The 13,735-nt window shown below is 41.2% G+C and carries 16 protein-coding genes; 12 read left to right on the forward strand and 4 right to left on the reverse strand.

The annotated features are described in order from the left end of the window. Positions 1-30: 30 nt before the first annotated feature. The gene (locus ABWV72_RS08050) at positions 31-606 is read right to left on the reverse strand and encodes a GspH/FimT family pseudopilin (RefSeq protein ID WP_353369856.1); all 576 of its coding nucleotides are present in this window, start codon (positions 604-606) and stop codon (positions 31-33) included. 234 nt (positions 607-840) lie between these two features. Between ABWV72_RS08050 and nadE the strand changes: the two genes are divergently transcribed. Together nadE and ABWV72_RS08060 are read left to right on the forward strand one after the other, a co-directional pair. Further along, the gene (gene nadE / locus ABWV72_RS08055) at positions 841-1,671 is read left to right on the forward strand and encodes an NAD(+) synthase (RefSeq protein WP_216048127.1); all 831 of its coding nucleotides are present in this window, start codon (positions 841-843) and stop codon (positions 1,669-1,671) included. A 204-nt stretch (positions 1,672-1,875) separates the two neighbouring features. Continuing rightward, a complete protein-coding gene (locus ABWV72_RS08060) occupies positions 1,876-2,214 on the forward strand; it encodes a P-II family nitrogen regulator (protein ID WP_216048128.1) in 339 nt (112 codons plus the stop codon). Positions 2,215-2,279: 65 nt separating this feature from the next. Here ABWV72_RS08060 and ABWV72_RS08065 read toward each other — a convergent pair whose 3' ends face one another. Both ABWV72_RS08065 and ygfZ read right to left on the reverse strand, forming a co-directional pair. After that, complete coding sequence (locus tag ABWV72_RS08065; RefSeq protein ID WP_216048129.1) at positions 2,280-2,765, reverse strand: FKBP-type peptidyl-prolyl cis-trans isomerase; 486 nt, start codon at positions 2,763-2,765, stop codon at positions 2,280-2,282. A 44-nt stretch (positions 2,766-2,809) separates the two neighbouring features. Next, positions 2,810-3,757 carry a tRNA-modifying protein YgfZ gene (gene ygfZ, locus ABWV72_RS08070; RefSeq protein WP_353369859.1) on the reverse strand — a complete coding sequence of 316 codons (948 nt, stop codon included), beginning with the start codon at positions 3,755-3,757 and terminating at the stop codon, positions 2,810-2,812. A 194-nt stretch (positions 3,758-3,951) separates the two neighbouring features. On the opposite strand from ygfZ, the gene ABWV72_RS08075 reads away from it, so the two are divergent. Genes ABWV72_RS08075 through ABWV72_RS08085 form a run of 3 tightly spaced genes read left to right on the forward strand, consistent with a single transcriptional unit; the run spans position 3,952 to position 5,502 of the window. Then, the gene (locus ABWV72_RS08075; protein ID WP_216048131.1) at positions 3,952-4,203 is read left to right on the forward strand and encodes an FAD assembly factor SdhE; all 252 of its coding nucleotides are present in this window, start codon (positions 3,952-3,954) and stop codon (positions 4,201-4,203) included. Between the two features lie 25 nt (positions 4,204-4,228). Then, complete coding sequence (locus ABWV72_RS08080; RefSeq protein WP_353369862.1) at positions 4,229-4,636, forward strand: protein YgfX; 408 nt, start codon at positions 4,229-4,231, stop codon at positions 4,634-4,636. 26 nt (positions 4,637-4,662) lie between these two features. After that, complete coding sequence (locus tag ABWV72_RS08085) at positions 4,663-5,502, forward strand: MaoC/PaaZ C-terminal domain-containing protein (RefSeq protein WP_353369864.1); 840 nt, start codon at positions 4,663-4,665, stop codon at positions 5,500-5,502. Positions 5,503-5,567: 65 nt separating this feature from the next. Here the strand turns inward: ABWV72_RS08085 and nadB are convergent, their stop codons facing one another. After that, positions 5,568-7,190, reverse strand: a complete 1,623-nt coding sequence (gene nadB / locus ABWV72_RS08090; protein WP_216048134.1) for an L-aspartate oxidase — start codon at positions 7,188-7,190, stop codon at positions 5,568-5,570. 183 nt (positions 7,191-7,373) lie between these two features. Here nadB and rpoE point away from each other — a divergent pair, with 183 nt between their 5' ends. The 7 genes from rpoE (at position 7,374) to rnc (ending at position 13,721) form a co-directional block, all read left to right on the forward strand. Then, the gene (gene rpoE / locus ABWV72_RS08095) at positions 7,374-7,952 is read left to right on the forward strand and encodes an RNA polymerase sigma factor RpoE (protein WP_216048135.1); all 579 of its coding nucleotides are present in this window, start codon (positions 7,374-7,376) and stop codon (positions 7,950-7,952) included. A gap of 57 nt (positions 7,953-8,009) precedes the next feature. Beyond that, the gene (locus tag ABWV72_RS08100; protein ID WP_216048136.1) at positions 8,010-8,633 is read left to right on the forward strand and encodes a sigma-E factor negative regulatory protein; all 624 of its coding nucleotides are present in this window, start codon (positions 8,010-8,012) and stop codon (positions 8,631-8,633) included. Positions 8,634-8,736: 103 nt separating this feature from the next. After that, positions 8,737-9,612, forward strand: coding sequence for a MucB/RseB C-terminal domain-containing protein (locus ABWV72_RS08105; protein ID WP_353369918.1), 876 nt, complete (start codon positions 8,737-8,739; stop codon positions 9,610-9,612). 1 nt (position 9,613) lies between these two features. Continuing rightward, the gene (locus tag ABWV72_RS08110; RefSeq protein ID WP_216048137.1) at positions 9,614-10,090 is read left to right on the forward strand and encodes a SoxR reducing system RseC family protein; all 477 of its coding nucleotides are present in this window, start codon (positions 9,614-9,616) and stop codon (positions 10,088-10,090) included. 259 nt (positions 10,091-10,349) lie between these two features. Then, on the forward strand, positions 10,350-12,146 hold the full coding sequence (gene lepA / locus ABWV72_RS08115) for a translation elongation factor 4 (RefSeq protein WP_216048138.1): 1,797 nt from the start codon (positions 10,350-10,352) through the stop codon (positions 12,144-12,146). Then, entirely contained in the window at positions 12,147-13,043 is an 897-nt protein-coding gene (gene lepB, locus ABWV72_RS08120; RefSeq protein WP_216048139.1) for a signal peptidase I, read from the forward strand. Next, a complete protein-coding gene (gene rnc, locus ABWV72_RS08125; RefSeq protein WP_216048140.1) occupies positions 13,044-13,721 on the forward strand; it encodes a ribonuclease III in 678 nt (225 codons plus the stop codon). It begins immediately after the preceding gene. Positions 13,722-13,735: the final 14 nt, after the last annotated feature.

Genomic DNA, 13,735 nt, shown 5'->3' on the forward strand with positions numbered 1-13,735 from the left:
TTGAGTTTTAATTATGTTGGCTAACTATCATTAGCTACAACTTAATGCTCCGCCGCTAATGCTTTCATGCACGCCATTTTTATCTGCATCTTGACTCATTTTCACTCTGCCTTGAGGAGTAACTGTAAGCTGTCTGGCATAGGTAGCCTCCTTACTATTGTGACAAATAAGAACAGTTGCTAAGGCGTTCGCGGATCCATTAGGATTGAATAGAATCGCTTGAGCAGGGCCGGTTACATAATTGTTGTTTGATATCAGCGAAGTCGCCACCAAGATATCTTCGTCATCACCTCTTGAGCCATTGCCATCTTCATCACCAAACACCATTTTTACCTGATTCCAATTATTTGAGCAGGTTGAAAAGTCAGAGGTGGGGCATATAATAGTGGCAAGTTGTTCATCCACAGCGTTAGCTCGCGCAAATTGAATAACACCGCTGATTTCATTGACTTCTGATACTATACGGCTTTTGATAATGATGCCTTGGGCGGCAGGAACGGCAATAGTTAAAACAATGGCAACGATGGCCAAACCTATCATTAATTCGACAAGCGTGACGCCTTTTTGTAAAGTATTGGACATCAACGAGATGTTTGCGCTTTTCAAAGATACTCCAAATGTTATTTGCTTATTTACTGAATTAAAAAATTTAGTTATTGGAGAATACAATAACTTATTTAAACTTATTTTAGGTATACAATTACACATCAAAGTATCTGAGAAAATTAATTTGTAAAAAGGCATTAAAAATTAGATTCAAAATCTATAGCCTCATTATGTTTAAGCGTTCGCTAATTGAACGTCATATCCAGCCTAATAACCTTAAAAACGAGAACTGAGATGCACAAAAAAGCCATTTTAGAAGAAATGCACGTACTTCCTGAAATAGATCCTCAAAAAGAAATTGAGAAGCGAGTCGCATTTATTCAGAACCAACTCACGCTTTCTGGAATGAAAACGTTAGTGTTGGGGATTAGTGGAGGGATTGATTCTTGTACGTTAGGGCGTTTAGCTCAATTAGCTGTTGATGGATTGAATAAACAATCTAATGGTGGATATCAGTTTGTCGCAGTGCGCCTCCCATACAGTGTTCAAGCCGACGAAGAAGATGCGCAAATCAGTATTGATTTTATTCAGCCAAGCCATGCTGTCAGTGTGAATATTCAACCTGGTGCAGATGCGCTTCACGAACAAACCTGTGGTTCGTTAGCCAAAGCTGGGCTGCTTCCTGATAATCCTCATAAACAAGATTTTGTAAAAGGAAATGTTAAAGCGCGTTCACGCATGATCGTGCAGTATGAGATAGCTGGGATGATGGATGGTCTAGTGCTTGGCACTGATCATTCTGCAGAAAACATTACTGGTTTTTACACCAAGTATGGTGATGGAGCCTGTGATTTAGTTCCTCTATTTGGTTTAAACAAACGCCAAGTTAGACAAATCGCTGCGTTTCTAGGCGCACCCGATAAGATTGTACATAAGGCACCCACTGCAGATCTTGAAACCTTAGCACCGCAAAAAGCAGATGAGCAGGCTTTAGGCATGACTTACGATCAAATTGACGACTTCTTAGAAGGCAAAGAGGTTTCAGAAGATGTGGAGCTAAAACTAATAGAAATATTTACTAAGACCCAGCATAAAAGGGTACCTATTCCCACTATTTATGATTAATCACCAGATGTTAGTTTCCTCGGTGTAGCTTTAACCGCACTGGTTTTTCAAAAACGGTAGTGTTTTATTTCGACCTGCATAAATGCCGTTGGCATATTTTATTAACCTGATGTAAATTAAATGTAAATTTAGGTGTGTTGGCAATCTTGTCAATACACCTGCCTTCAAGCATGTTTGCTTATTGCAGAATCCTAAGGACATTTGATGAAAAAAATCGAAGCAATTATTAAACCTTTTAAAATGGAAGACGTGCGAGAGGCACTTTCTGGAATTGGGATTTCAGGTATGACAGTGACCGAAGTTAAAGGGTTTGGTAGGCAAAAAGGGCATTCTGAACTGTATCGAGGGGCTGAATATCACATTGGTTTTTTGCCCAAGCATAAAATAGAAATGATAGTACCTGATGAATTGGTTGAACGCGCCATAGAAGTCATCATGGACAAGGCTCGAACGGGAAAAATTGGAGATGGCAAAATTTTTGTGTCTAGCATCGAACGAGCGATTCGCATCCGCACCGGCGAAGAAAATGAAGAGGCGGTTTAAATAAGATGATAAGGAAAACCAACCACAAAGTTGATTTTCACTTAATTTAACTTCGCAGAAAATGACTAGTGGTGATGTCCACAGCCACCTTCGGTGTGCGGATGTCCATGGGCAATTTCGTCATCTGTTGCTTCTCTTACTTCTAAAATTTCCACATCGAAATTGAGGGAAACGCCAGCAAGAGGGTGATTACCATCAATAACAACTTCGTCATCGGTCTCATCAATCACCATCACAGACTGTTCACCATCGTCAGTCGTTGCCCTAAAGGTCATACCCACTTCTACTTCCATGCCGTCAAACATGGTTTTAGGTACTAATTGTACTAGCTCGTCATGACGCTCGCCATATGCTAGCTCTGGGGCAACATCTAGAGCAAATTTATCGCCTGGTTGGCGGCCTTCTAACGCGTCTTCTAACCCTTTGATAAGATATTGGCTACCTTGCATATAAACCATTGGTTCTCCGTCTCGCGATGAATCAATTTGGGTACCATCTTGGGTTTTTACGGTAAAGTGCATTGTAACAATGGCGTTTTCTGAAATTAGCATATAACGTTATTCTCTATATTGTTAGATCGGTAAAACCCGATAATTTAATCAAGATTGTAGGGTAAAGGCTGTAATGTAAATAATTGCTCAGGGGTGTCTTTAGCCCTGAATATTTGCTCTGCAGTTGTATCATTTGGCAAAATAGCTAAGACACAAGTTCCATGTTCTAATGAAGCACTGCGTAATACTGTACCACTTCGTCGCCAGTTATCACCCATTTTAGCCTCTAAAATGTCGCCTGCAAGTACTGAAGTGGTATTCTCGGACTTCAGGATAAAAGCTGCTCGTTTGTTTTTTCCCAAATACTTTGTTCGCGCAACGACTTCTTGGCCCATGTAACAGCCTTTGTCAAAACTAATTGCCTGGAGAGCTTGCAAATTCATCATTTGAGGTACGAATTGTTCAGATGTGGCAGCCTGAATATTTGCTAAACCACTGAGTATATCTGCCGCTTCCCAATACTTTTCTGCCATTTCTGACGTGGTCAGTTGTTGCGTCAATTGTTGCGCGAGTTTATCGTGCGCTAGAACCAAATATCTAGTGTGTGGCGTATCAAATCGAATCACTTTGCCTTGTTGTGTGGACACAACTTGCAAATGTTTGTCAGGGATCACCCCAAAGTGGGCTTCGATTGCCTGTTCTGACTGGGCACCTGATAAACCGAAATAATGCCATTGGTTCGATGAGTCGCTAAACTCTACCTTTGAAAATACGCCGTATTTTTTGAGTTCTGCCAAGGACGCTGGGATACTTTCGCGGTGACACAGTAAATCGACTCCATTAGTCGTTTTTAGGGCATGAAAAATATTCCACGTTTTACCTTTGAAATCACAGTGACAACCAAGTTGGCTCTGATCTTCAGTTAACGATTCCATGTCGTTAGTGACTTTTCCTTGCAGATAACTCACTGCCTCTTCACCTTCAACGGAAATTATTCCCAAGTGACTTAGTTCACCACAAAAACTATCAGGTGTTGAAAAACTAGACTGCATATTTGCTAATACCTTGTTAATCTATCTATCTTGTCCACTATAATGGGGTTTTGCGACTCAGATGCAAGTCTATCGTTAATTTGTCTGAGATTTTTTACGATAATCAGAATACAATTGCCGTAAGCTAATTATGCAAGACTCTGTTGAGTAAAATAGCTATCCCATTTTGTTTAATGTTATTACCTGGAGCCAGGATGTTTGATAAAAAAAGAGTGTCTAGATTGAAGTGGGCATGTCGACGAGGCATGCTTGAACTTGACGTCCTTTTTATGCCGTTTGTTGAGGAAGCCTTTGACGATTTAGATGAATCTCAACAATTGGTGTTTGAACGTTTATTGACCAGTGATGATCCTGATTTATTTGCATGGTTCATGGGGCATCAAGAGTGCGAAGATCCCGAACTTGCGCAAATGGTTGAACATATCTTGAGTCGTGTCAAAGTATAGAATTAGCATTGCAAAGAGCCGTCTAATGATTTGCCTGCAAATCAGTTGGATAAGCTTTTTGATGTTAACCTTTTGGTTCTGGAAAGCCTCGGTGATTCCTGAGCAAATCATGCTACAAACTATCGCAACGCTTGTTACATTGTTATTCGGCATTCGCTGGATATTCAAAACCCAAGGCGATGCTTCGATAAGCGTCATGAGTCTGAGTTCTGTTGGCGAAGTGAATTGGTTGCAAGGCGCTTCCTCAGGATGCTATCGAATCAGCCAAAAAAGTAAAATTTGCGGTGCTTTTATCTGCTTGCACTTTCAAAAAAGTATACTTAATAAACCGCCAATGTTTATGTGGCTAGCCAAAGACCAAGTTTCTGAGCATGATTTCAGACGACTATGTCGCATTGTTCTGCGCTGCCAGCAACAATCATTGGACAGTTAATGTGTTTGAAGAGTGATTAATTAAATATGTTGGATTTCCTAAAAGCGGGGCTAAAAAGAAGCCAACCTTTGGTGTTCGATTCTGCACTTTTACCGAATGTAGAACTGGGCGTTCGTCAGAAGCTCGGTAGGGTAGATGAATCGAAAATACAGGCTTACCACAAAGTCGTGCACTGGCAAGAAACGCAATCAACCCCATTACATCCTTGTTTTTTACATTTGTATGCCTTCAAACAACATATGCAGTTAATGCTTGATGACCGATTTCCTTTTGCGCTTTTGGGCATTGTCCACTTAAGCAATAAGATCGACGTTCTTACTGCGCTAGATCTTTCAATGGATGTGGAACTTGAAAGTAACATAGTTAGCTTTGAACGACATATAAAAGGCATTAGCTTCAAAATAGAATCTAAATTTTATCAGCAACAGCAACTAATATGGCACTCAGAGAGTGAGCTATTAGCGGTTGATAAAAAATCCTTCAGTGGAAAATCCCATTCTCGACCTTACCAGCTACAAAGCGGCTCATTACTTGTTAATCAATGGCATTGTGATTCTGCTGTTGGCCGCAAGTATGGTAAAGTTTCTGGCGATTTTAATCCAATACACTTGAGTCAAACCAGCGCCAAATTATTTGGTTTTAAGTCGGCCATTGCTCACGGAATGTGGAGCAAGGCGAGGAGTATTTCAGAGTTTCAAGAACATATTGGCGATGAGTTCAGCGTTGCAGTTAACTTTATAAAGCCATTGTTTTTGCCATCTGATGTATCTTTGTGGAAATCAGACGACGACACTGCTGTTATTCAATTCTCGCTGACCAGTGATGACGCTAAGGTGTGTCATTTGCAAGGACAAATGACGTTTTAGCGAAAATGCAAAGAGATTAATAATAGGCCAGTAACCTTCCTATTATTAATCAATAGTACGACCGGTTAAGAGTCCAGTCGTCGAGATGGTGTGCTGCTTCGGCCTGCAAGAACGGTTACTTCGGCCTTTTCCAAGGTATCTGGGTAATCAAGGTTATAATGCAGTCCGCGACTTTCTTTACGACTCATGGCACAGCGAACGATGAGTTCTGCCACTGTGACTAGGTTTCGCAACTCCAGTAAATTATTGCTCACTCGGAAGTTAGCATAATAATCATGAATTTCTTGTTGCAACAATTCTATTCTACGAAGCGCTCGTTCTAATCGTTTATTGGTGCGCACTATACCAACGTAATCCCACATAAATAGACGCAGCTCATGCCAGTTATGTTGAATCACTACTTCCTCATCTGAGTTGCCCACTTGACTTTCATCCCATGCCGGAATCGATTGTTCGAAAACAGGCATATCTGCTTTGGATAAAATATCATTGGCGGCGGCATGCGCAAAGACAACGCATTCCAGTAGCGAATTACTGGCCATGCGGTTCGCACCATGCAAACCCGTGTAGGCGACTTCACCTATGGCATATAAGTTATCTAAATCTGTCTTTGCATTAAAATCGGTTTTTACACCACCACAACTATAATGGGCTGCTGGTACGACAGGAATAGGGTGGCGCGTAATGTCTATACCTAAAGAACGACACTTTCGATAAATATTGGGAAAATGTTTCACAATGAAATCTGCGGATTTATGACTGATGTCTAAATACATGCAGTCCTTTCCTAGGCGTTTCATTTCGAAATCTATCGCCCGTGCGACAATATCTCGAGGTGCTAAATCGCCTCTGGGATCAAATTTATGCATAAATTTGCTGCCATCTGCATGACATAAAAATGCACCTTCTCCTCTTAGCGCTTCGGTAATGAGGAAGTTTTTGGCTTCAGGGTGGAACAAACAGGTTGGATGAAATTGATTGAATTCCATATTTGCCACAGAACAACCTGCACGCCAAGCCATTGCGATACCGTCACCGCTGGAAACATCAGGATTCGATGTATATTGGTAGACCTTACTGGCACCGCCTGTTGCTAGCGCGGTAAAACGACTGCGGATAAATTCAACATGTTCTTTTTTACGGTTCCATACATATGCGCCCAAACATTGATTGGGAGCGCCTTCATGACGGACTAAATCGATAGCATTGTAACGTTCAAACAGATGAATGTTGGGATGCTGCATAACGGCTTCTTGCAATGAAGTTTGCACTGCGAAGCCTGTTGCATCGGCTGCATGTAAAATTCGACGGTGGCTATGTCCGCCTTCTCTGGTTAAATGATAACGGGCGTTTCCTTGTTCATCTTTTTCCTGATCGAAGGGAACACCGTAATTAATTAACCACTGCATACACTGTTTAGCTTGTTTAGCGGTAAAGCGAACAGCGTCCTCTTCACACAGCCCAGCCCCCGCTTCAAGGGTATCTTTTACATGGGATTCGATAGAGTCTTGTTCATCAAATACAGCGGCTATACCGCCTTGTGCATACCGGGTAGAGCCCTCTGACAATGTACTTTTACTTAGTACTATTACATTATATTTGTCAGCTAACTTTAATGCTAAAGAAAGGCCTGCCGCGCCACTTCCAATAATCAAAACGTCACAACGATGTTCAACAGTAGAGCTCATATAGTACAATAGCCAATTGGAATTAATTTGCAGACCCTATCAGAATTGACAGCTTGTGAAAATAAGCCTTTGAATAGAAAGTTTGTAATAATTTAATTTAAATCGAACTTTTCGCAAAACGCACAGTCTATATTTGTGCTTGCAGGAGCCGTGGTAGTATTTGTATAAGGAGTGATGGCTCGAATGAGCGAGCAGATAACGGATCAACAGATTGTTGAAAAAGTGCAGCGCGGAGATAAAAATGCGTTTGGTTTGTTGGTCACTAAGTACCAACACAAAGTCGCGCATTTGGTTTCACGTTATGTCAAAAATTCAGGTGATGTAGCTGATGTGACCCAAGAAGCGTTTATTAAAGCTTATAGAGCTTTACCTAACTTTCGGGGCGAAAGTGCATTTTACACTTGGCTTTACAGAATTGCGGTTAACAGTGCAAAGAATTATTTAGTTTCGCAGGGAAGAAAACCCCCTGCCAGTGATGTGGATGCAGAAGAAGCAGATTATTACGACGGAAGTGATGCGTTAAAGGAACAAAACTCCCCTGAACGCAGTCTGATGTCAGAAGAACTTGAAAAAGTGTTATTTGATACACTGGATAAATTGCCCGAAGATTTACGCATGGCTATAACATTACGTGAGTTGGAAGGGTTGAGCTATGAAGACATAGCCAATGTGATGGACTGCCCAGTTGGAACAGTTCGATCAAGAATTTTTAGAGCGCGAGAGGCGATAGATAAAGTCTTAAACCCGCTCTTAGAAAGATAAATAAATGACATTTGTAAAAAAATGTTGAAGAATGAAGCGTTAATTCAGGAACCTTTTATGACGCATAAGCATGAAAATTTGTCGGCATTTATTGACGGTGAGAGTCAAGATGATAACTTTGTCTCGAATATCCTCAATGATGATGAAATGGGTGCCAAATGGCAGCGTTATCACATTATTCGTCAATCTATGCGTAAAGAAATGCCAATAAGCGCGGATTTTGACATAAGCGCATCTATTGCCGCTGCGTTGGAGTCTGAACCTGCTATTTTAGCGCCTAAACGTACTTGGCGTGATTTACCGGTTATCAGCAATGTGGTCCCACTAGTTCGTTCCGGCGGGCAATTAGCAATAGCAGCTTCTGTTGCCGTTGCAGTGGTTGTCGGTGTGCAGCAGCTTAATCAAGAAGATCAACAGATTTTTAATCCTGCACCAGCGTCATACCCTGGCATACAAGGGGGATTATCTCCGGTAAGCTTGGAACAAACGCAGGTTACACCAGCGGTAAGTGTTCGTGACCACCAACGTCGTATTAACGCGTTTATCAACGACCACATGGAGCAAGTCTTGCTCAAAGATAGCCAACGTTATCTGCAAGACGAAAGTGCTTTGGTAGATGAAGTTAAAACTGAAGCTAATCAACCAGAAGTAAACCAAGAACGTGAGAAACTTCCTGAATAAATACTTTCTGCAGCCCAACTATCTTTGGGCTGCTTTTCTATTTTTTAGTTGTGTCAAACTGGCTAGTGCACAAGTTGGATTAATTCAAGATCCAAACGTTTTAATGTGGCTAGATAAAATGGCAGATGCTAAAGCAAATCTTAATTACACTGCTTCTTATGTTTTGTCTAAACCTGGTGCGGATCCGCAACCTTATCTGTGGCGTCATGGTGTTAACCAAGATGGCATTGAGATGGAGCAGTTAGATCAGTTGAATGGGCCGGGCCGCGAAGTTGTTCGGGTTGGTGAAAAGGTCAGTTATTTCGAGTCTCACCGCACACCTTATAGCTTAGCTTCAGGGTATATCATTGGACCTATGCCGAATGTGCTGTTAACAGATCCGAAATCTTTATTAAGTTCTTATGACTTTGTGATCATCGGAAAAAGTCGAATTTCCGGTAAAGCAGCGCAACAAATTCGTATGATAAGCAAAGATAAAAGCCGTTTTGGCTATAATCTCTGGTTAGATCAACAAACCGGTTTACCGTTAAAAATCAACGTGGTTGATTTGAATGGTCAAAAAGTTGAACAAATTCAAGTTACAGCGTTAAGCGTTACTGAACAACCAGATCCTTATTTCGCCAAATTAGAAACAGCAACTATGCCTGCTGTAATCGAGCTGGCGCCAGTCGAAGATACAGAGCAACATTGGCAAGTTGAGTTTATTCCCGTTGGTATGCAACAAATAAAACATACTGTTCGTCAGCTTCCTGATAATTCAGGTTTGCTAGAATATTTAATGTTAAGTGATGGCTTAGTTGATATTTCAGTTTATATGCAACAAGCAACGGCTTCTTCAGCGGAAAGTGATATCGTTGCACGCTTTGGTTCAGATATTTATTATTCAAGAAAACAGGGAGCTGTTTTGGTTACGGTGATTGGCAAAATTCCAGCCAGTACAGCTAATTCTATTGCTACTTCGGTAACACAGGTGCAATAAAGTGATTGAAGAAATTGGCGTTATTACTGCAGTAGATAAAGATCATATTTGGGTTGAAACTGAAGTAAAGTCAACATGTGGCGGTTGTCAGGCTCAAGATAACTGCGGTACTGGTGTTGTTGCCAAAGTTTTTACACCGAAGAAAGAACAACTCATCCTCAGGTGCCATCAAGCGGCGAAGGTAGGGCAAAGAGTAAAACTTGGGGTGGCGGAAAATCAACTTTTGACCGCTTCTGCATTAATTTATTTATTGCCTCTAGTGGTGATGATTGCTACCGCAATTGGCGCTCAATATTTGTTGCCATTAATTGACTTAAAGCATGAGCTTTGGGTTGTAGGAGCTGCTTTTATTACCACATTTATCACTTTTAAATATCTTAAACAATATGCAAATCAGCCAAATACGAATAGGTTCCAACCTAAATTATTGGCTATTTTACCGGCTCAAGACACCCCAACAATCACTAACCCAAAGTGATCCAATGGGTTAAAAAAGAGCGGCTTAATTAAACCGATGTGCAGTGCAAAAGATGTTAGCGTCGAATCATTCTTGACCTATATATTTTACTAAAAATCCCTTTATCGCTATGCATTAAAATCAATTGTTCGGGTATTCGTCAGAACATTATCGCAATGTGCACCAGAACACTGTAAAATCCCCGCCAAATATTTTTTTACTAGTTCCTACTCATTTATTAAGAGGTAGGAACGCTAGCTGTAGGTAACAGTCTTAAACTATGCAACATAAGCACATTCGTAACTTTTCCATAATAGCCCATATTGACCATGGTAAATCGACCCTTTCGGATCGACTTATTCAGCATTGTGGCGGTTTGACCCAACGTGAGATGTCTGAGCAAGTCTTGGATTCTATGGACATTGAGCGGGAACGGGGTATTACGATAAAAGCCCAAAGTGTGACCTTAAATTACACTGCTAAAGATGGTGAAACTTACCAGTTAAATTTCATCGATACGCCAGGACATGTTGATTTTACCTATGAAGTATCTCGTTCACTAGCAGCATGTGAAGGCGCGCTATTAGTTGTAGATGCGGGGCAAGGTGTTGAAGCGCAGACATTAGCAAACTGTTATACCGCCATCGATTTAGATATGGAAGTGGTTCCTATTCTAAATAAAATTGATCTTCCTCAAGCTGAGCCTGATCGCGTTGCCGAAGAAATAGAAGATATCGTAGGAATTGATGCTATCGATGCAGTGCGCTGCTCTGCCAAAACTGGGGTTGGGATTGAAGATGTTCTGGAGGTGATTGTTCGTCAAGTTCCTCCTCCTGAAGGTGACCCTGACGCACCACTAAAAGCGCTTATTGTCGATTCTTGGTTTGATAACTATCAAGGTGTTGTGTCTTTAGTGCGGGTAATGGAAGGCAAGCTAACCGCTAAAGACAAAATACAAATCATGTCAAATGGTGCGGTACATCAAGTTGACAATGTGGGCATATTCACCCCTAAACAAACCAAGACAGGCGAGCTTAAAACCGGTGAAGTGGGTTACATCATTGCGGGTATTAAAGATATTCAAGGTGCACCTGTTGGCGATACAATTACCTTAGCTAAAAATCCTGCTGAGAAGGCACTACCTGGTTTCCAAAAAATTAAACCACAAGTATATGCTGGTTTGTTCCCGGTTAGCTCAGATGAATACGAAGATTTTCGCGATGCTTTGGCGAAACTGACCTTAAATGATGCGTCATTGTTTTATGAACCTGAAAGTTCATCTGCACTGGGCTTTGGATTCCGTATTGGATTCTTGGGTATGCTGCACATGGAGATTATTCAAGAACGTTTAGAAAGAGAATACGATCTAGACTTGATTACCACAGCGCCAACGGTGGTGTATGAAGTTGAAACCACCAAAGGCGAGTTACTCAAGGTAGATAATCCTTCTAAATTGCCACCTCTTAACGACATTGCACAAATTCGCGAACCGATTGTTGAAGCGCATATTTTGGTGCCGCAAGATTATTTGGGCAACGTTATTACCCTATGTATCGAAAAGCGTGGCGTGCAAACCAATATGACGTACCACGGCAAACAGGTAGCGGTTATTTACGAATTGCCCATGGCCGAAGTCGTTATGGACTTCTTCGACCGTTTGAAATCAACCAGCCGTGGATTTGCATCGCTAGATTATAACTTTGTTAAGTTTAGCGCTGCCGATATGGTACGTTTAGATATTTTAATTAATGGTGAGCGAGTTGACGCTTTAGCGGTCATTACCCATAAAGATAATGCTCAAGGTCGAGGTCGTGATTTAGTTGAAAAATTACAAGAGCTGATCCCCAGACAAATGTTTGATATCGCGATTCAAGCGGCCATAGGTAATCACGTGATTGCCCGCAGCACAATAAAACAACTTCGTAAAAACGTTATAGCCAAGTGTTACGGTGGTGATGTGAGTCGTAAGAAAAAGCTTTTACAGAAGCAAAAAGAAGGTAAAAAACGTATGAAGCAAGTGGGTAATGTAGAGTTACCGCAGGATGCATTTTTAGCCGTACTCAAGGTAGGAAAATAAATGGCAAATTACTTTTCACTCTTTCTAGTTTTTTTAACTGTTGCATCAGGCTTAATTTGGTTGATAGATGCAAAGGTATTTGCACCAAAACGTCGGCAAAAAGTGGTTGCAGCGAATGATGGTAATCCATTGCCTGAAGGGGCTGAGCTACCGATTCCTTATATCGTAGATACCGCTCAGCAAATTTTTCCGGTAATTGCCTTTGTACTCATTTTACGCTCATTCTTGTATGAACCTTTCCAGATCCCTTCTGGTTCAATGATGCCAACATTATTAGTCGGGGATTTCATTTTAGTGGAAAAGTTTTCCTACGGATTGAAAGACCCTGTTACACGTACTAAATTTATTGAAACTGGGGAACCTGAACGCGGTGATGTGGTTGTTTTCAAATATCCAGAAAACCCTAAATTGGATTACATTAAGCGAGTAGTGGGATTACCTGGTGATACCATCAGTTATTCCTCAAAAGATCTTTATATCAAACCTGCATGTCCTACAGGTGAAAATTGTTTGCCTGAGTACAAAGTGGAAAGAGACTTTTTAGGGCAGTACAACTATCAAGGTTATCAGATTAATAAGCTAAGTGAGCAACTAGGTGATGTTAATCATGAGATCTTAATTTTTCCAAGAAGGCTTGATGATATCAGTCGATATTATGAGCAACGTGGCACCAAAATAGGTGAGTGGGTTGTCCCTGAAGGAAATTATTTTGTTATGGGTGATAACCGCGACAACAGCGAAGATGGCCGCTTTTGGGGATTCGTTTCAGATGACCATTTAGTTGGTAAAGCGGTCGCCATTTGGATTAGTTTTGAATTTGAACGTGCCCCAGAGGACTTTTTACCAACATGGATTCCTACCGGTGTGCGTTTTGAGCGTGTGGGTGGCATTGAATAAATGTCGCTAAACCCTTCATATCAAAAACTCTATGATCGTATCGGCTACCAATTTTTAGATGCTGATAACCTAACCTTGGCGTTAACTCATCGTAGTTACAAGAATGTCCACAACGAACGTTTGGAATACCTAGGTGATGCGGTGTTAGGTCTAGTCGTGGCCGAAGAACTATTCAAACGTTTCCCTCTTCAACCGGAGGGCAAACTCACCAGAATGAGAGCGACTTTAGTGAAAGGTGAAACTTTAGCTGAAGTGGGTAGAGAGTTTGAGCTAGGAGATATTTTGCTGCTTGGTTCTGGAGAGCTAAAAAGTGGTGGTTATCGCCGCAGTTCAATACTCGCCGATGCAGTCGAAGCAATCATTGGTGCAATTTATTTGGAGTCAGGATTAGATTGCTGTAAACGATTAATTTTGAATTGGTTCAGCTCTCGTTTTAATGATTTAGATCCAAGTGCTCATCCCAAAGACAATAAAACACAGCTTCAGGAGTTTCTCCAAGGCCGGAAGTTGCCCTTGCCGGAATACGAAGTAACCGAAGTACTAGGTAAAGATCATGACCAAATTTTTGTGGTTAGCTGTACGGTAGAAGGTCTATCTGAAAAGGTATCCGGTCGTGGCAGTTCTCGTAGGAAAGCGGAACAACAGGCAGCTAAACAGGTTTTGGAGAAATTAAAGTGATACAAGCAAAAACA

The sequence above is a fragment of the Aliiglaciecola sp. NS0011-25 genome, assembly GCF_040370605.1.
In the GTDB taxonomy this organism is placed as follows: Bacteria; Pseudomonadota; Gammaproteobacteria; order Enterobacterales; family Alteromonadaceae; genus Aliiglaciecola; species Aliiglaciecola lipolytica_A.